17 protein-coding genes are annotated in these 17,256 nt (G+C 64.9%); 4 read left to right on the top strand and 13 right to left on the bottom strand.

Annotated features, from left to right (window positions below; all coding sequences use genetic code 11):
• Positions 1-3: 3 nt before the first annotated feature.
• Positions 4-276 carry a GNAT family N-acetyltransferase gene (locus VGE27_RS00415; protein WP_345787951.1) on the top strand — a complete coding sequence of 91 codons (273 nt, stop codon included), beginning with the start codon at positions 4-6 and terminating at the stop codon, positions 274-276.
• Positions 277-312: 36 nt separating this feature from the next.
• Here the strand turns inward: VGE27_RS00415 and VGE27_RS00410 are convergent, their stop codons facing one another.
• The 5 genes from VGE27_RS00410 to VGE27_RS00390 all read right to left on the bottom strand — a co-directional run bounded on the left by VGE27_RS00410 (position 313) and on the right by VGE27_RS00390 (position 3,827).
• Complete coding sequence (locus tag VGE27_RS00410) at positions 313-1,227, bottom strand: tetratricopeptide repeat protein (RefSeq protein WP_331047651.1); 915 nt, start codon at positions 1,225-1,227, stop codon at positions 313-315.
• 153 nt (positions 1,228-1,380) lie between these two features.
• Positions 1,381-2,223, bottom strand: a complete 843-nt coding sequence (locus tag VGE27_RS00405) for a siderophore-interacting protein (protein ID WP_331047650.1) — start codon at positions 2,221-2,223, stop codon at positions 1,381-1,383.
• Positions 2,220-2,717: a tRNA (cytidine(34)-2'-O)-methyltransferase gene (locus VGE27_RS00400; RefSeq protein WP_331047649.1), complete on the bottom strand. Its 498-nt coding sequence runs from the start codon at positions 2,715-2,717 to the stop codon at positions 2,220-2,222. The genes VGE27_RS00405 and VGE27_RS00400 overlap by 4 nt, the downstream gene beginning before the upstream one ends.
• A 4-nt stretch (positions 2,718-2,721) precedes the next feature.
• Positions 2,722-3,339, bottom strand: coding sequence for a class I SAM-dependent methyltransferase (locus VGE27_RS00395; RefSeq protein WP_331047648.1), 618 nt, complete (start codon positions 3,337-3,339; stop codon positions 2,722-2,724).
• Positions 3,340-3,407: 68 nt separating this feature from the next.
• The gene (locus VGE27_RS00390; RefSeq protein WP_331047647.1) at positions 3,408-3,827 is read right to left on the bottom strand and encodes a hypothetical protein; all 420 of its coding nucleotides are present in this window, start codon (positions 3,825-3,827) and stop codon (positions 3,408-3,410) included.
• 109 nt (positions 3,828-3,936) lie between these two features.
• Between VGE27_RS00390 and VGE27_RS00385 the strand changes: the two genes are divergently transcribed.
• A complete protein-coding gene (locus tag VGE27_RS00385; protein WP_331047646.1) occupies positions 3,937-4,926 on the top strand; it encodes an aldolase/citrate lyase family protein in 990 nt (329 codons plus the stop codon).
• An 80-nt stretch (positions 4,927-5,006) separates the two neighbouring features.
• Here VGE27_RS00385 and VGE27_RS00380 read toward each other — a convergent pair whose 3' ends face one another.
• The 3 genes from VGE27_RS00380 to VGE27_RS00370 are packed head-to-tail and all read right to left on the bottom strand — an operon-like array spanning position 5,007 to position 7,198.
• On the bottom strand, positions 5,007-5,429 hold the full coding sequence (locus tag VGE27_RS00380; protein ID WP_331047645.1) for a GNAT family N-acetyltransferase: 423 nt from the start codon (positions 5,427-5,429) through the stop codon (positions 5,007-5,009).
• A gap of 34 nt (positions 5,430-5,463) precedes the next feature.
• The gene (locus VGE27_RS00375; protein ID WP_331047644.1) at positions 5,464-5,892 is read right to left on the bottom strand and encodes a DUF1801 domain-containing protein; all 429 of its coding nucleotides are present in this window, start codon (positions 5,890-5,892) and stop codon (positions 5,464-5,466) included.
• A gap of 19 nt (positions 5,893-5,911) precedes the next feature.
• Positions 5,912-7,198: a porin gene (locus VGE27_RS00370; protein ID WP_331047643.1), complete on the bottom strand. Its 1,287-nt coding sequence runs from the start codon at positions 7,196-7,198 to the stop codon at positions 5,912-5,914.
• A 270-nt stretch (positions 7,199-7,468) separates the two neighbouring features.
• On the opposite strand from VGE27_RS00370, the gene VGE27_RS00365 reads away from it, so the two are divergent.
• Positions 7,469-11,113, top strand: coding sequence for a carboxypeptidase-like regulatory domain-containing protein (locus tag VGE27_RS00365; RefSeq protein WP_331047642.1), 3,645 nt, complete (start codon positions 7,469-7,471; stop codon positions 11,111-11,113).
• Between the two features lie 13 nt (positions 11,114-11,126).
• On the opposite strand, the gene VGE27_RS00360 is transcribed toward VGE27_RS00365, so the two are convergent.
• Positions 11,127-11,450, bottom strand: a complete 324-nt coding sequence (locus VGE27_RS00360; protein WP_331047641.1) for a MoaD/ThiS family protein — start codon at positions 11,448-11,450, stop codon at positions 11,127-11,129.
• Positions 11,447-12,562 carry an exo-alpha-sialidase gene (locus VGE27_RS00355; protein ID WP_331047640.1) on the bottom strand — a complete coding sequence of 372 codons (1,116 nt, stop codon included), beginning with the start codon at positions 12,560-12,562 and terminating at the stop codon, positions 11,447-11,449. Before VGE27_RS00355 ends, VGE27_RS00360 begins: the two co-directional genes overlap by 4 nt.
• 133 nt (positions 12,563-12,695) lie before the next feature.
• Between VGE27_RS00355 and moeB the strand changes: the two genes are divergently transcribed.
• Positions 12,696-13,883 carry a molybdopterin-synthase adenylyltransferase MoeB gene (moeB, locus tag VGE27_RS00350; protein ID WP_331047639.1) on the top strand — a complete coding sequence of 396 codons (1,188 nt, stop codon included), beginning with the start codon at positions 12,696-12,698 and terminating at the stop codon, positions 13,881-13,883.
• Positions 13,884-13,899: 16 nt separating this feature from the next.
• On the opposite strand, the gene VGE27_RS00345 is transcribed toward moeB, so the two are convergent.
• From VGE27_RS00345 to VGE27_RS00335, 3 genes are all read right to left on the bottom strand, one after another.
• Positions 13,900-16,197, bottom strand: a complete 2,298-nt coding sequence (locus tag VGE27_RS00345; protein WP_331047638.1) for a xanthine dehydrogenase family protein molybdopterin-binding subunit — start codon at positions 16,195-16,197, stop codon at positions 13,900-13,902.
• Positions 16,198-16,199: 2 nt separating this feature from the next.
• Complete coding sequence (locus VGE27_RS00340) at positions 16,200-16,667, bottom strand: (2Fe-2S)-binding protein (RefSeq protein WP_331047637.1); 468 nt, start codon at positions 16,665-16,667, stop codon at positions 16,200-16,202.
• 157 nt (positions 16,668-16,824) lie between these two features.
• The coding region (locus tag VGE27_RS00335) for a DinB family protein (protein ID WP_331047636.1) at positions 16,825-17,256 on the bottom strand (432 nt) is incomplete at its 5' end.

The raw sequence follows: 17,256 nt of genomic DNA, 5'->3' as shown, positions 1-17,256 counted from the left end.
GTCGTGCAGCAGGAGCAGGATCACCGCGGTGGATTTCACTACGAAGTGGGCGGCAAGCGCCTCGCGTCGATGACGTACAGCCGCGCCGGTGCGGCGCTGATCATCATCGACCACACCGAAGTGGACAAGCAGCTTTCGGGTCAGGGCATCGGCCGCAAGTTGCTCGATACGCTGGTGGCGTGGGCGCGTGAAACGAATACCAAGGTGATGGCCACCTGTCCCTTCGCGCTCGCCCAGTTCGGCAAGGATCCATCCATTCGCGACGTCCTCTCCTGACGCTCGGCGCGAGCGACAGGAGCGCCACGCAGGGCGTTACTTGACGCCGCTGCAGCGACCGCGCGCGAGATCCACTTCGGCACCGATGTAGCCGAAGCCAGGCCACTCCTCGCGCGCGACCAGCTCGCGCAGGATGCGGCAGCCCTTCGCGCTGTCGCCGCGCACAAGGGAAAGATTGGCCAACGCGTAGCCGATCGTGAGCACGCCACCGCCATTCACCTGCACCGAACTCCAGAGCGTGTCCGACTTGCGGCCGCGCGCAATGTCCACCGCGTCGATATACCAGCGGCCTTCCGGCACCGCGCTGTTGGGTGCCGTCGGCAGCTTCTCCAGCACGGCCTTGGCTTCACCCACGCGTCCCGCACGCATCAGTGCCGCCGAACGCCACGAGGCGAGAGCGAATCGCAGACCATCGTGCAGGTCATCACACTGCGCGACAGCAGACGACTGCAATGACGGCGTGGCGGCACGCGACGCGACGTCGGCACACTGCCCCAGCGTCGATGCCGCTTCGGCGTAGCGTCCCACGTAGTAGTACGCGAGCCCGAGGTGATAGAGACTGTGAAAACTCTGCGGGGCGCGCTTGCGGGCGACCTCGAGATCGGCGATGGCGCGGTCGAACTGCCGGGTCGAGAGATAGCGCTGCCCGCGGAAACTCAGTGATCGTGCATCCTTTGGTGCGAGCGTGATCGCCTTGCTGTAGAGCGCAATGGACTCGCCGAACTGCCACACCCCGTCGTATGCCTGTCCGGTCGCCACCAGCGTACTCACATCATTGGGCTGCTTGGCCAGCAGGTCCTTCGCACTGTCGACCGACGCATTCACAGGACGTGGCATCAGCACACGGCCCAGCAACGAGGTGATGGGCGGAGACGGCGCGGGGCGCGCGGGTGCACCTTGTGCGGGAGCGCTCTGCGCGCGCAGGGCGCCGGACTGCAGCAGCATACCCATGCCGCCACAACACGCGGCAAGGCCCAGCAGGACAGCCGGTCGTTTCAAATTTCGGAGCACAGCGACCACGTTCTTTCCTCTCGACAGGACCGAGCTGCACGAGCCACTGAAAGGGGAACGCCGAGCGCTCGCCATTCGTTGGGCAACGATTGTTCAATCATGATGGTTCGACACACCGGGCTTCCAGTATCCACTCGCCCGCATCCATTCGCGTGGATGGTGACGCACCGTGGTGACATGCTCCTTGAGACGGCGCATCATGCCGGCCTCACCGGCGATATACACAAAGCCTTCACCAGCCGGCCATTCAAGGGCCTGCAGGGCATCGTCGAGTGCAGTGCTGGTGCCAAGCGGTACGCCGTGGCGGTGCACATAGCGCACATCGAGTGACGCACGCGAGGTGAAAGGCAGCTCATCCTGCACATCGTCCACCTCGACCAGCACGATGGCACGAACGTCCGCCGACAACTCCTCGAGACGACGACCGATCGCCGGCATCGCCGTTTCATCGCCGATGAGCAGATACCAATCGAACACGTCGGCCACGACCTGCGATCCACGCGGCCCGCCAATGCCCAGCGCATCTCCCAGCTGCGCCTGCTGCGCCCACGATGTCGCCGGACCCGCATCATGCAGAATGAAATCGAGCGTGAGCTCGCCGCGATCGGCATCGAAGTGACGCGGCGTGTAGTCGCGCATCGGAGGCGTCACGATGCCGGGAGCGAATGTCAGACCATTCGGGCCCGGCGTGGGCAGGTGCAGCCCGTCCGCCGTGGGGAAGACGACTTTCACATGATCATCGGGCCCATCGCTGCGAAAGCCCTGCATCGCCTCGCCGCCCACCACGATGCGCTGAATGCGAGGGGCGATCCGCTCGATGCGCTGCACCGTCACCCGGCGGAACTGTACCGGGAACGGACCATGCCGCACCACACGCGGCGCAGCGTCGCCCTCCACTGCGGTGGAGGCGTGATCGTTTTTCTGGCTGTCGTTCATATGCCCTTCATGCCCGGTCCTCCGGGCGACTGAAAATGCTGCTGACGCAGCCGCTCATATACGGCTACGGCCACACTCGTCGAGAGGTTGAGCGAACGCACATGCGGCGATGTGATCGGCATCCCCACCAACCGATCGGCCCAGCGCGTGCGGACCGTTTCCGGCAAACCGGCGGTCTCGCGACCAAAAACGAGCACGATATTGTCGGGCTCGCCGAGCGGCGCATCCCAGAACAGCTGCGTGGCCTTGGTCGAGAAGAAATATGGCTCTCCCAACGTGGGCAGCTGTGCTTCGAATGTGTCCCAATCCGGCCACACGCGCAGATCCACGTGTTCCCAGTAGTCCAGCCCTGCGCGGCGCACCTCACGCTCACCCAGCGAGAAGCCCAGCGGCTCGATCAGGTGCAACGTGGCGCCTGTGGCGAGACAGGTGCGTCCGGCATTGCCCGTATTCCAGTGGATCTCGGGATGGACCAGCACGACATGGGTGGCCATGTGATCAGGCCTCGCGTTCAATGCATGCCGCGATGGCCGGTACACCACGCAGACGACTCTGAAACTCCGCCGCATGTACGGTGCGAACGACCCAACCGCGTTCCGCCGAAAAGACCGTGCGCAACTCGGTTTCGGTAATCGCGCGCGGCATGTTGGGTGCGGGAAACTCCACCGCAAATTCGAGCAGATACAAGCGACCACCCGGCAGCAGACACTGCGCCAGTTCGTCCGCGAAACGCGCGCACGTCTCGACATCGAACAGGTGGTAGAAGCCCGAGTCGACAATCGTCGCGAACTTTCGCCTCAGCCCGCTCGGTGTGAGCGCATCGCCCACCACGAACGTGGCGCGTGCCGCAACATCCGCCGGCGAATCGGCAAGACGTGTACGCGCCAGCTGTACTGCACTCTCCACGAATTCGAGGCCTACCGCATCGATGCCACGCGCCGCAAGCGCCACCACGTGATCACCCGAGCCACTGCCCACATCGAGCGCTGGCCCGATGGGCGGGAATGCGTCGAACAGCGCGATCAATGCCGGCTGCGCAGCGCCGACATCCCAAGGCGCCACATCAGTGTAGACCTGCTGGAAGAAAGCGAGAGGATCAGAACCGAAGCGACTCATGAACAATTCAGGTGCAGGGACGGGAAGTCCATCAAGATACCACCGAGTACCAATGACAGTCTTCCGAGTCACCGCACATACGAAAGGCCGACACGCCATTGACGATGTGCGATGCCACGATCGAACGTGTCATTGGGCGGTCCTTCGCTACTTAAGAGAAAGCTCGTAGTCTGCCCCACCACTGCGCGCGATGTCACCAGCCAGCGGGGATGTAGCGCATATCGCAACTCGACGCCGGTCGATACGCCGGCGTGTACGCCACCATACGACTGGGTCTGTTCAGTCTCGAGCCCCTTGGTTCGACTGAGCATGTGCACGAGCAACACATTGCCCAATATCGCCACCTCGGCACGCCCGGGCCGCCAGAGTGTGATATCGGCGCCGCCCTGTATGGACGTCCCGTTACCCCGCTCACGCACCCGCTCCACGACACAGGGGATCTGCCCATCCAGCTGACAGGCACGCCCCTGCTCACGGGCGCGAACCATCCCCCCTTTGCCTGCTGCCAATCAGGTCTCATCAACGCCCCCCGGTGCGCCATCGTAAATTCATCAGCCATTCCTGCCGTAATTCCCCGCCTTCCCGCCCAGGACACTCATGCGCCCTGTTCTAGCGTTCGCCGCTGGCGCCGCCGCCGTGCTCGCACTACCTGCCATGGCCACGGCCCAGAATGCCGACCGCCTCAACCCCGTGATCGCTGTGCAGGAGAAGGGGTTGCCGATTTTTGGCATCTCACACCCTGCCATCGTGCGTCGCGGCCCGGGCGGGCCAGGTGGTCCGCCGCGCGGCCCCAACGGCGCCCCCAATGGCGCCCCCGCACCCGCGCCGGCCACCCCGGCCGCGCCGATGCCGGAAATCGTCCTCAGTGATGTCGCCAAGGAAACTGTCGGATACAAGCGCGCCGACTTTTTGTTCACCTCCGCGGCCAACGAGACCTTCTACCGCTACCTCGACGAGATCAAGAAGGCCGGCGGCTCGGCCCGTACGCATCCGTTTTCGTCCAAGATCGGCATCTTCCACAAGGACCCCGCGGCTGGCCAGCAGGCCATCATCCGCCAGCTCAACGCGGGCCTCGTGAACGTCTCGGCCGAAGAAGTCTCCTCGGCGCAGGAAGTGCGCGATGTGCTCAAGGCCATGCGCTTCGCGTCGGCCGGCGGCACCCGTCCCGACACTGGCCTCGCGGCCGCCGCATCCTACTGGGGCCTCACGGTCGACCAGTACAAGCAGCGCGCCGATGTGTGGCCGCTCAACAAGAAGGGTGAGCTGTTCCTCACGCTGATCATCGAAAGCAAGGAAGGCGTGGCCAAGGCACGTGAGATCGCCGCCGTGCCGGGCATCGGCCAGATCTTCGTGGGCTACGGCACACTGGGCGGTGTGTACCGCGATGATCCGGCTGGCCGTGAAAAGGCGTCGCTGGAAATCCTGGCTGCCTGCAAGGAATACAAGATTCCGTGCGGCTTCCCGGTGAACAACCCGGCTGAGATGGAACAGCGCATGAAGGAAGGCTGGACGGTCTTCATCATGCAGCGCCGCGACGAGAACGGCATGGGCGCCATCGAAACGGGGCGCAAGCTGTCGGGGCGTTGATCGCCCGCTGACGGTTCCACCATGCGCGGTATGCACGAGAGCCACGGCCATCACGGCGTGGCTCTCGTTGCATATGCTGGTCAAAGATGCTGCACGAACACCGTGAGTCTTTCACGATCGCCGTCACCGTCGATCATGTCCGCAGGCATCCATCCCTCACGGTGCAACAGCGGACCGGCGGTGGAAGCCGCGCAATACACCCGCGCGTGGCCAAGTCGTTGGGCCTGCGCGACCAGCGCACGCAGCAGCTGTGTGCCGACACCCTGTCCACGACAGGACGGCACCACGTAGCCCGCCACCGCCCACGGTGTCAGATGAGTGTGACTGGCAATCGAAGTCTGCCTGAGCGCGGCCACACCGACCGGCTCACCGTTCTCGAACGCCACGACACCCAGCGGCAGCACGTCAGCCGACGCAGCGAAGGCCGCCACGTCGATGGCAGCATCACCCGGTCCATCAGCGCCATACCAATCCGGCCACTCAGCGCAGAACCACGCTGTCACCTGCGGAATCAGCGCGCGGTGATGCGCGAGCAGATCAACGGTCAGGGTAGAGATTTCGCACCTCATCCACCGACTTCCTGATCATCGTCTCGAGCACGGGCAGTTGCACATCGCGCAACCGCTTGAGATAAAGACAGGACTTGCCGGTGCGATGCTTGCCCAACTGCGCCAGCAGGGCCTGCCATTCGGGACGTTCGTAGCCCGGGATCAGGTAGATGCTGATGTCGCCCTTGCGCGACGAGAACCCGACGAGGCACGCATCACCTTCGTGGCCGCTCTCGTACTTGTAGTGGTACTTGCCGAATCCGACGATGCTCGGTCCCCACATCACCGGCGGCGCACCGGTGACCTTCGACATCATGGCGGTCAGCGTCTCACAATCGGCACGACGTTCATCGTTCTCGATGCCGGCGAGATAAGTCTCGAGACTGACGGCCGTGGGCTTGGTCTTCGGTTCGTACATGCGACCTCCTGGCGGGAGGTCAGAAATTGAACTGTGCCTGCAGACGCAGCAAGTGTCCCACCTGACGGTTGTTGCGCAGCGCCGAATCCTCGAACCGCCGGTCGCCACGATACCACTCGGCCACCATCTCGAAGTTGCCGTGCGGCTGCCACTCCACGCCGAACTCGATGTCGCGCACGTCGTAGCTGCGCGCATCCCGTTCATGCTTCTTGCCGCCGTCGTACACCTGCCAGCGCGTGAATGGAAAGAAGGTGTGCCCGCCCTTCTTCACCCGATAGGTGGCCGTGACGAAACCACCGCGCAGCGCCTGCGTTTCGATGCTGTCGCTCACCGGATTGTACTCCGGGCCGCGCCCCACATTGTACTCGGCCAGCACACCAAACGGCTGCGGCGCAATGGAGAGTGAGGTCACCACACGCTCATCACGATACGTCCAGTCTTCACGCCCCTTCACGCCCACTGTGCGCTGGTCGGCGACCAGTGTGTACTTGCCGGTGTAGGCCGCCACTGACGGTTCGATGATCTGTCCGCGCCACTCGAGGGGGTACGTGGCGCGCGCGACCACATGCTGATTGTCGTTCGCTTCGGGCTTGTTGGCCGTCTGCCCGTTGAACACACCCACCGTGAGCACGCCATAGTCGCCGCTGCCCTTGAGGTTGTCGTTCACGAGATGTGCAAACCGATCGCGAATGCGCTTCGGTGCCCACATGAAGAACGCGCCCAGGTCGCGCTCATTGGCTGCCGCGCTGTTGGTGGCGTCCGCACGATCGAGCGGCAGACGGTTCTGGCTGCTCTGCATGTTCTCGAAGCTGTACGGCACCTTGCTCTGCCCCACGCGCACGCGAAACGTGTTCTGCTTATCGAGCCCGAGGTCCACGTACCAGTCGCGCAGCTGCGCGACATTGCCCGAGCTGCCCACGGAGCTCGCGAAGTCGGGCTGCAGGTAGATGAATACCTGCGGATGCACATAGCCCTGCACGATCACCCGAGCGCGGCGGATGAACACGCCGCCATCCTCGCCCCAGCTCCGGTCGCACTGCTCGCAGCGGAATTGGTCGTTGTTCTCCAGCAGGCGATTGAACCGCACCTGCCCGTAGCCGCGGATGCGCAATTTGTCGTACCAGGCGGGCGACTTGGCCTCCGCCTGCGTGGGAGCCCCCCGGACCGGCGGCGCGTCCTGCGCCACGGCGGGGCGTCCGAAGCCGGCTAATAAGGCTCCGATAAGCAAAGGGCTGGTGACGACGCGCGACCAACGATTGGACGGTGCCACGGGCGCGAAGTGGTGCGCCGGTTCGGGACGGAGCATGAAATCGGTCGAAGTGCCCGGGCCGTCTCAAGCCTCCGAAACGGTCACCGTGATGAGCAGCCTGAACTGCGACCGAACCGTAACTCGTTGTTACACAAGAACATCTTGCGTTACACATCCGTGACACAACTGTGCATTCTCCGTTGCAGAACGCGCCGGTTTGCCACGGGAACGCAGATTTTCGGCTATTCGTGGGGCGTGTCGGCAATGAGGTGTTCTCTCGCGGACGCTTGTTATTGCCCGCCTTGATTGGCCATGCCCCCCGCCCGCATGACCCGAATACTTCTGCTGTGTCTGCTTTTTGCCCTGCCCCTCCGGGCGCAGGAAGCTCCCGATTTGCTGCGTGGCCGAGTCCGGAGCGACTCCGGTCAGGCGATTGCCGGCGCGGCGATCTATGTCACCCGAGGCTCCGACCGGGCCGTCCAGCAAACCACCTCAGGCGCGGATGGCACCTGGAGTGTGCGGTTCGACAACGGCACCGGCGACTATCTGGTCTTCATTGCGGCGCCGGGATTCCAGAGTCAGCGTACCCGCATACAGCGCACTGGCAACGAACGGGAGTTCGTGGTGGACGCCGCGCTCAAGCCAGCCGGCGCCGCTCAGCTCTCCACTGTGCGTGTTGCCGCGCCAGGTGGTCGACGTCCCGACAATGGCGTGCGATTGGGCACGGAAGAAGTGGGCGCATCCGAGCGATGGATGGACGGCGTTGCGGCCGCCCTGCCTCCCACCGTGCGCGGTGATATAGCCGCCACACTGGGCACAGTCCCTGGTATGGTGGTGGGGGCAGACGGCCCGTCGCTCCTGGGCGCCGCGCCTGGCTCCACACTGGCCACGTTGAATGGTGTAGCGCTCCCGGCGGGACAGTTGCCACGCGGCGCTCCGGTCGACGCACGATTCTCGGCCGCCACGATGGACGTGACCCGTGGCGGCTTTGCGGGCGGACAACTCGACTTCCGCCTCGCCGCCGGCAATCGCGATATGCAGCGGCGGCGCGGCTGGGGCACGCTCACCCCCTCATTGCTCCAGGCCACCGATGCGATCGGCCGCACCACCGGTGCCGATGCCGGCAACATGCGCCTCTCGGGCAGCGCCGATGGAGAAGCCATCCGCCGCGCACTGACCTACAACGTCAGTGTCGACTATCTGCGCACCGCCTCCACACCGGCCACGCTTTTCACGGCCGACGCCGATGCACTCGGCGTGTTCGGCCTGCGCGCTGACAGCGTCGCCAGGCTCGAGGCCGCGGCGGCCAGTCTCGGTATTCCGTCCGGTACGCTCCGCACGCGCTCCAGCGACGGCGTCAGTGTACTCGCACGCTTCGATGACACGCGCGACACGTCGCGTGTGCTGGCCCTGACCACGTTCCTGAGTGCCACCACACATCGCGGCATGGGCGCTTCGCCGCAGCGGTCGTCGCTCACCACCAATACCCGCACCGATCGTGCGGCCAACGTGCAGCTGCTGCATCAGCAAACGGGCATCCGGCGATCATGGTTCAATGAAAACCGGTTGTCCGTGTCACGCACCGACATGAACGGACGGGCGCGTTCGGCCATGCCCACCGCTGTGGTCCTCACTGATGCGAGCGATGGAGCGCTGGCGGTGCTCGGCGTCTCACCGAACAGCCATGTCGATCGTGGACAGTGGACCGCAGAAGGCGCCAGCGAGTGGTCCTGGCTCGGCCGCACACCCGCGCATCGGTTCCGGGCCATCGCCTGGTCGCGCGTGGACGCACTGCGGGACGCGAGCGTGCAGGATGCACTGGGCACATGGTCCTTCGCCTCGCTGAACGACTTTGCCAATGCCCGTCCATCGCGATTCACGCGCACGCTGCAACAGGTGCCAGCCACCGGCACCGCGTGGAACAGCGCGTTGGCACTCGCCCATCAGTGGCGTGCCACACCAACGCTGCATGTGTTGTCCGGCGTGCGCCTCGAAGGCAATGCCTTCGGCGGACTCTCTGATACCCCCATCGAGCTGGGCACGGGAAATACGAGAGCCGCGCAACTCATCCATCCCGGCAGTGCTTCACCCCGCATCCATGCCAGCCCGCGCGTGGGCCTCACCTGGATGCTCGGCGGCGGTGATGCCCGCAGTGCGCAGATGTTCTCCCCGTACGGCACTGTTGTGCGTCCCTCCATGGGCGTGCTGCGTGCCGGTATCGGGGAATTTCGCGACATGTACAACGCCTCCACCGTGGTCGGCACACGCACGGGATCGCAGCTCCTCAGCTGCCTCGGCGCCAGTGCCCCCGTACCCAACTGGGGCGCCTACACCGACGCATCCGCCATTCCGCAGAGTTGCGTTGGCAGTGATCCGACGATCACCCAACGCGCCACACCGCTGCGATTTCTCGGATCATCGTATGACGCGCCACGTGCGTGGCGCAGCTATGTGAACTACTCGCGCAATGTCGGCCCCGTGCTGGCGCGCGTGGAGGCCATAGGCGCGATCAATCTCGCGCTACCCAGCGTGGTCGATCGCAATCTGTATGCGTCGCGTACGCTTACACTGGCCGATGAACAGCGGACGATGTTCGTCTCGCCCGACGCCATCGATGCACGGTCAGGCGCTGTGTCGGCCACCGACAGCCGGCGAGATGCCCGCTATGGCTTGCTGCAGGAAGTGCGCAGTGACCTGCGATCGGAGGCTGGGCAGATCTCACTGGGCATCACCTCCGACATGTTCAAGCGCCCGTCACCGTACTACTCCGCCACCTGGACCGTGCAACAGGTACGTCAGCAGTATCGCGGCGCCGATGGCGGCGGGTTTGGCGATCCCACCCGTATCGAGTGGGCGCGTGGTGCGAGTGACGCGCGGCATATCCTGCAACTGCAGGCCGGATACACACTACCTCGTCAGGGCTCGTTCACGCTCTTTGCGCGCGTGCAGTCCGGTATCCCGTTCACCCCCGTTGTGCGCGGCGATATCGATGGAGACGGCGTACCCGGTGACCGCGCCTTTGTCTTCGACCCTGCGCGCGACACCGATACACAACGGGCCACCGCCATGCGCGCCCTGCTCGACGGCTCGAATGCCCGTGTGCGCGACTGCCTGAGTGCTCAGGCCGGCCGAGTGGCCTCACGCCAGAGCTGCAGCGGACCATGGACCGTGTCAGCGAACGCACGCATCGACATCACCGTGCCGATGTCGGTGGCGGGTCGGCGGTTGAGCGCCGCGCTCAACCTCGAGAACCTGGCCGGCGGTCTGGACCTGCTGATGTATGGCGCCAACGCGCGCGGCTGGGGGAACGCGGCGATGCCCGACCCGGTGCTGCTCGTGCCGCGTGGGTACGATGCCAGTGCCAATCGATTCCTGTACGCCGTCAATCCACGGTTTGGTAGCACATCTCCCGCCAACACGCTGCTGCGCAATCCGTTCCGCGTGACGCTCGACTTCTCGCTCGACCTCACCAAGCCGATCGCCGAGCAACGCTTGGCTCGCACCCTGGAGCCGGTGAAGCGCAACGGCACGTGGGAGAAACCGTCACTGGTCGACATGGAACGCGTGCAGATGCGGCAGGTGTCCAGCCTGCATCGGTTGCTGTTGTCATTCAGCGATACGCTGTTCCTCACACGCGACCAGATCGACCGTCTGCGCAGCGCCGATTCGGTCTTCCAGAGCGAGGCGCGGGCGCTCTTTCAACCACTCGCCGCGCGATTGGCGGCGCTGCCGAGCGGGTTTGCGGCCGATCCGGTGCTGACCGATATCCGAGCCACGGAGCTCGAGTACCAGAAGCGCTTCTGGGCGCAGCGCGATATCGTGCGCGGCGTGCTCACACCCATGCAGGCCAGCGTGATGCCGGAGATCGCCAAGATGATCATGGCGTACCAGCTCGCTCCCGATTCTCGGCGCTGGCCACGCTGGTTCTTCAGCGACGATGGCTCGGTGGCTGGAGTTGGGCCACCGCCGTGACGCTAACGGCGTATCAGCCGCCAGCCATGGCTCCCACAATGAGCAACGGCTCACACCCGTCCTGCACAGGCGACGGCAACAGCTCGTCGGGCGAGTGCAGCGACAGGTCGCGCTCACACGCAAAGAAGCGCACGAACGCACGGCGCTTGTGCGTGCCGTGATCCCGAATGGTGCCGCGCAGTGCAGGAAGCATCGCCTCGAGCGCATCCAATACCGTCCTGACCGTAGCATCGCCTGCCACGGTCACCTGCACCTCGGCATCAGTACGCGCCAACGTGCGCAGCGGTGCGGGCAGCACCACCCGCACTGTACGTCCCGTCGTTTCGGTGGTGCTCACGACAGCGTCTGCACTTCCACCGACAACACCGGTGGCAGGTCGTGCACGATGGCCGACCAGTTGTCACCACCATCGGGCGACACATAGACCTGCCCGCCGGTGGTGCCGAAGTAGATGCCGCAGTCATCGAGCGTGTCCACCGCCATCGCATCGCGCAGCACGTTCACATAACAGTTGGCCTGCGGCAGTCCGCGTCCCAGCTCCTGCCACTCGTTTCCGCCGGTGCGGCTGCGATACACACGCAACTTGCCGTCCGGCGGGAAGTGGTGCGCGTCGCTCGTGATCGGCACGACGTACACCGTATCCGGTTCATGCGAGTGCACATCGATGGGGAAGCCAAAGTCGGTAGGCAGATTGCCGCTCACCTCGTACCAACTGTCGCCACCGTCGTCACTGCGCATCACGTCCCAGTGTTTCTGCATGTACAACCGCTGCGGGTTGGACGCATGCAGCGCGATGCGATGCACACAGTGCCCCACTTCGGCGTCACCATCAGGAATTTCACCCGATCGCAGCCCCTTGTTGATCGGGGTCCACGTGATGCCACCGTCGGTGGTGCGGAAGGCACCGGCCGCCGAAATGGCCACGAACATGCGCTGGGGGTCGGTGGGGTCGGCCACGATGGTGTGCAGGCACATGCCGCCCGCCCCCGGTTGCCAGTGACTGCCGGAACCATGTCCGCGCAGCCCCGACAACTCCTGCCAGCTCGCGCCGCCGTCGGTGGACTTGAACAGTGCTGCATCTTCCACACCGGCAAAGACCACATCCCGTTCGGTGAGCGACGGCTCGAAATGCCACACACGCTTGAACTCCCACGGATGCGGCGTGCCGTCATACCACATGTGCGTACCCGGCACGCCGTCGTAGGCAAAAGAGTTGTCCACCGGATTCCAGCTCTTGCCACCGTCATCCGATCGCTGCACCACCTGGCCGAACCAGCCGCTCGACTGCGAGGCGTACAGGCGGTCCGGATCGACCGGCGATCCCTTCACGTGGTACATCTCCCAGCCCGGGAAATGCGGACCGTCCACCGTCCACGACTTGCGGGCGCCATCGGCATGCAGGATGAAGGCGCCTTTCCGTGTGCCCACCAGAACTCGAACCCGACTCATGGTCGCTCCAGGTTGCTGAATGCAGGAAGCAGGTGACTCGCTAAACTACCTGTTGGACTCCGCAGACGACCCGAACTCATCGGTCGCCTGCCTGCCGAGTAGTCGTCTTGTGAGGGGCATCGAGGTGCAGCCTGTGGATGAGCACGTCTCCCAAACCCAGCCGTCTGCGGGTCCCGCCATTGGCGAGGCACTCACCTCGGACGAACGCGACCGTTATCGCCGACAGCTGACCTTGCCGTCATTCGGCGTGGAAGGTCAGGAGCGTCTCAAGGCATCGCGTGTGCTCATCGTCGGCGCGGGTGGGCTGGGGTCGCCGGCCGCATTGCACCTGGCGGCAGTGGGCGTGGGCACGATCGGCCTCGTCGATCACGACGTCGTCGACATCACCAACCTGCACCGGCAGCTGCTCCACGGCACCAGCGATGTGGGTCGTGACAAGCTCGCCTCGGCGCGCGACCGCCTGCGCGAGGTGAACCCACTGGTACGGGTGATCACGCACGACCATTGGCTCACATCGGCCAACGCGATGGCAGTGATTGCCGGATACGATCTCGTGATCGATGGCGCCGACAACTTTGCCACGCGCTATCTGGTCAACGACGCCTGCGTATTGCTCGGCAAGCCCAATGTGCACGGCTCGGTGTTTCGGTTTGATGGACAGGCGTCGGTGTTCGGCACGCCCGACGCGCCGTGTTACCGCTGCCTGTACCCCGAACCACCGCCACCGGAGATGGTGCCGAACTGCGCCGAGGGCGGTGTGCTGGGTGTGCTCCCCGGATTGGTGGGTACCGTCCAGGCCACCGAGGCGATCAAACTGTTGGTCGGTATCGGTACGTCGCTGGCGGGACGATTGCTCATGATCGACGCGTTCAGCATGCAGTTCCGCTCAGTGATGCTCTCGCGCGATCCGGCCTGCCCGGCCTGTGGCACGCGCACCATCACCACGCTGATCGACTACGACCAGTTCTGTGGCACACCGGGATTGCACGCCCTGGCCGATGCGCGTGCGGAAGAGATCTCGGTGGCCACCCTGCGCGCGCAACTCGATCGTGGGGAGCGGCTGCTGGTGGTGGATGTGCGCGAGCCCGATGAAACGGCGCAGGGTGTGATCGGAGGGGCGCGATTGATTCCGATGGCGCGGCTGCAAGACGAGATGGACTCCCTGCCGCGTGACCGCCCGCTGGTGATGGTGTGCAAAAGCGGGGTGCGCAGCGCGCGGGCGACGCGTCAATTGCGCGCCGCGGGATTTACGGCGGTGTCATCATTGGCCGGTGGCATGGTGCGATGGGAAGAGCACCATGCCACTGAGCGGACAACCTAGAGAACGGCGCTTGGGACTACGCGCGCTCGGCGGGAAGACTGCGAACACGGGTGCGCCTGGCGGCGAAGACCGCATTGGCGAAAGCTGGCGCCACTGGTGGCACGCCGGGTTCACCCACACCACCGATCGGACCCACTGCATCCACCAGATGCACACGGATGTCCTTCGGAGCACCCGCCATGCGCAGCACGCGATAGTCGTTCAGGTTGGACTGCACGACACGCCCGCGCGCAAACGTGAGTTCGGACAGCATGGCGTTGGACAGTGACATGATCACTGCGCCTTCGCACTGCGAGCGCACACGATCGGGGTGCGCCGCATAGCCACAGTCCATCGCGATGTCCACGCGCGGTACCGAGATGGTGCCGTCGGAGGCCACCTTCACACGCACCACCGCCGCCACGTAGGTCAGGAACGAACGGTGCACCGCCACGCCTCGGCCTTCGCCGGCCGGCAACGCGGTGCCCCATCCCGACTCCTTGGCGACCATCTCCAGCACGCGGCGATGACGCGCGGTGTCGTTGGGATGGTCTTCCCACTTGGCACCGTAGTTCTCCACCGGCTTCTTGGCACCGGTGGCTGTCATGTCAATCACGCGATCGCCGCCCAGCGATTCGATGAGGAACTGCACCGGATCCTTGCCTGCCGCCTGTGCGAGTTCGTCCATGAAACAACCCAGCGCGAAGGCGTGCGGGATGTTGCTCACCGAGCGGTACCAGCCGATGCGGGAATGCGGCGGCGCCTTGCACACCTCCACGCGCACATTGGGAATGGCAAACGGCATGTCGAGCACGCCGAGTCCGAGTTCCCCCTCGGAGTGATACTCCTGATCGGGACCGAAGGTGGAACCGATCGGCGGCGACGCAATGCGATGCACCATCCCGACGATCTTGCCTTTCGCATCGAGCCCCGCTTCGAGACGCTGCATCGAGATGGTGTGCGGGAAGCCGTTCTGGATATCGTCCTCGCGTGTCCACACCACCTTCACCGGTGTCTTCATCTCCTTGGACAGGAATGCCGCTTCGGCGATGAAGTCGGGCTTGGACTTGCGGCCGAACGCACCGCCCAGGAAGGTCACGTTCACCGTGACCTTCGACTTGTCGATACCCACCATGCCGGCCACTACGCCCTGCGCGGTCTGCGGGTCCTGCGTGCACGCCCACACTTCACACGCACTGTTGGCGAAGTTGGCCATCGCCGCCGGTGGCTCCATGGGCACGTGCGCCAGATGTGGCACGTAGTACTCGGCCGTCACCTTGCGCGTGGCACCGGCCACCGCCGACGCGGCATCACCCAGGTCGCGCACCACATTGCCTGCTGCGCGCACCGAGCCTTCGAGCTCCGTGCGATAAGCCGCCGAGTCGTGGCTGTCGTTGGGGCTTTCCGTCCACTCGATGACCAGCTTCTTGCGGGCCTCGATAGCCGCCCAGGTACTGGTGGCAACGATTGCCACACCACCCAGCGGCATCATGCCTGATGGCACCGGTGCACTGGGCACCTCGATCACGCGCTCTACGCCTTTCACCTGCTTGGCGGCAGCGCTGTCCACCGATTTCACCTTGGCGCCGTACACGGGCGGCCGCGCGATCACCGCGATGCGCATGCCCGGCATGGAAAGATCCTGCGCGTACTTCGCGGTGCCGGTGACCATGGACTGCAGGTCGAGTGACGCCACCGTCTTGCCGATGTAGCGGTACTGCTCGGGTTTCTTGAGCGGCGCATCCTTGGGCACGGCCAGCTTGCTGGCCCGCTTGACCAGGGAGCCGTAGCTGGCGCGGAGATTCGAGGCAGCGTGCACCACTTCGCCGTTGGTGCCCTGCACCTCGCCCACCGGCACCTTCCACTCGTCGGCCGCGGCCTGCTGCAGCATGGCACGCGCCGCCGCGCCCGCCTGGCGGAACGTCATCCAGCCACCATTGCGGATACTGGTCGAGCCGTCGGTATTCTGGTCGCCGTACTTCGCGTCGCCGATGGCCTGCTCGATACGCACCATCGACCAATCGGCTTCGAGCTCGTCGGCCATGGCCATCGCGAGCCCCGTGCGCACACCCTGCCCCATCTCGGAGCGGTGCACGATCACGGTCACGATGCCATCCTCGCCAATACGCAGGAACACCGAGGGTTCGAATGACCCGGAGGCGGCCATGTCGGCCACGCAACCAATGCCCGATGCGGAGATCGCCAGCACCAGCCCACTGGCTGCCATGCGGGTGAGGAACTCACGTCGGTCGAGACCACTCGATGCAGCCTTGGGGGTGTCAGCGTCGGCGATACGTGGATCGCGGCGCAGCCACGGTGTCTTGCTCGGGGTCATGATCAGCGCTCCGCTGCCGTGGTGGGAAGACCCGCCGCGCGCCGGATGGCCTCACGGATGCGCGGATACGTGCCGCAGCGACAGATGATGCCCGTCATCGCGTTGTCGATGTCCTGCTCCGTGGGCTGCGGCTTGGCCTTGAGCAGCGCGGCCGCGGCCATGATCTGCCCCGACTGGCAGTAGCCACACTGCGGCACGTTCTGCTCGGTCCACGCACGCTGCACGGCGTGTTGTCCGTTGGCGTCGAGCCCTTCGATCGTGAGCACGGTGCGTCCCTCGAGTGTGCCCATGGTGGTGACACACGAGGTGACGGGTGCACCGTCCACATGCACGGTGCACGCTCCGCATGCGGAGACACCACACCCAAACTTGGTGCCGGTCATTCCGAGTTCGTCGCGCAGGAACCAGAGCAAAGGCTGGTTGGGATCGCCGGTGTACTCACGGCTCGAACCGTTCACGGTGAGGCGCATAAGCAAGTATGGTGGGTCACTGAAGCAGGCGATAGAGCCGTACTTGCTGCACATCGTCGGCGTCACGGACGCAGCCGGTAACACCAGCTATCCCGAGCAGTGAGTTCGTGAATCGCGTGAACTTCACGTCACCACGTCAGCGCCTGCTTGCATGCACTCAACGGCTGTTGTCGAGCGTCCGCACGTAGAAGATGTAGTCCATCACCGCCGGCGTTCCACCACCCTGGCGCGCCAGCATCGCGAGCTGCCCGCGATGATAGCTGCCGTGCAACAGCACCTGCGTCAGAATATCCAGCACGGTGTTGCGAAAGGCCTGCCCGGCGCTGTTGCGATATTCCACCACCCGATCGAGCGCGCCCTGTGCAGCCGCCGCGCGCAGACCGGCGATACTCGCCTGTGTCAGCGTGACGGCCTCCTGCAGCGTCAACGTGGGCCACACCGGATGTTCCGTGGGGCGCCCTTCAATACGCGTGCACCACGTGTGCGCCGCGCCCGCCAGATGCGCATACAATCGCAGCGATTCGGCATACTGGCTGCCCTGTACATCCAGCGTCTCCAGGGCGGCGATGGCCTGCCGGTCGGCCCACTC

This window comes from Gemmatimonas sp. (genome assembly GCF_036405635.1).
Taxonomy (GTDB): domain Bacteria; phylum Gemmatimonadota; class Gemmatimonadetes; order Gemmatimonadales; family Gemmatimonadaceae; genus Gemmatimonas.
The sequence above is the reverse complement of the archived record's forward strand: the minus strand, read 5'-3'. Positions and strand labels throughout refer to the sequence as shown.

What these genes read in the sequence shown, in the direction of transcription:
- VGE27_RS00340 (WP_331047637.1), bottom strand. Translation starts at nt 16,667, where the DNA reads ATGCGCCTCACCGTGAACGGTTCGAGCCGTGAGTACACCGGCGATCCC.
- VGE27_RS00375 (WP_331047644.1), bottom strand. Translation starts at nt 5,892, where the DNA reads ATGTACGAACCGAAGACCAAGCCCACGGCCGTCAGTCTCGAGACTTAT.
- VGE27_RS00400 (WP_331047649.1), bottom strand. Translation starts at nt 2,717, where the DNA reads ATGGCCACCCATGTCGTGCTGGTCCATCCCGAGATCCACTGGAATACG.
- VGE27_RS00390 (WP_331047647.1), bottom strand. Translation starts at nt 3,827, where the DNA reads ATGGTTCGCGCCCGTGAGCAGGGGCGTGCCTGTCAGCTGGATGGGCAG.
- VGE27_RS00345 (WP_331047638.1), bottom strand. Translation starts at nt 16,197, where the DNA reads ATGACCCCGAGCAAGACACCGTGGCTGCGCCGCGATCCACGTATCGCC.
- VGE27_RS00385 (WP_331047646.1), top strand. Translation starts at nt 3,937, where the DNA reads ATGCGCCCTGTTCTAGCGTTCGCCGCTGGCGCCGCCGCCGTGCTCGCA.
- VGE27_RS00355 (WP_331047640.1), bottom strand. Translation starts at nt 12,562, where the DNA reads ATGAGTCGGGTTCGAGTTCTGGTGGGCACACGGAAAGGCGCCTTCATC.
- VGE27_RS00410 (WP_331047651.1), bottom strand. Translation starts at nt 1,227, where the DNA reads ATGGGTATGCTGCTGCAGTCCGGCGCCCTGCGCGCGCAGAGCGCTCCC.
- VGE27_RS00395 (WP_331047648.1), bottom strand. Translation starts at nt 3,339, where the DNA reads ATGAGTCGCTTCGGTTCTGATCCTCTCGCTTTCTTCCAGCAGGTCTAC.
- VGE27_RS00405 (WP_331047650.1), bottom strand. Translation starts at nt 2,223, where the DNA reads ATGAACGACAGCCAGAAAAACGATCACGCCTCCACCGCAGTGGAGGGC.
- VGE27_RS00365 (WP_331047642.1), top strand. Translation starts at nt 7,469, where the DNA reads ATGACCCGAATACTTCTGCTGTGTCTGCTTTTTGCCCTGCCCCTCCGG.
- VGE27_RS00370 (WP_331047643.1), bottom strand. Translation starts at nt 7,198, where the DNA reads ATGCTCCGTCCCGAACCGGCGCACCACTTCGCGCCCGTGGCACCGTCC.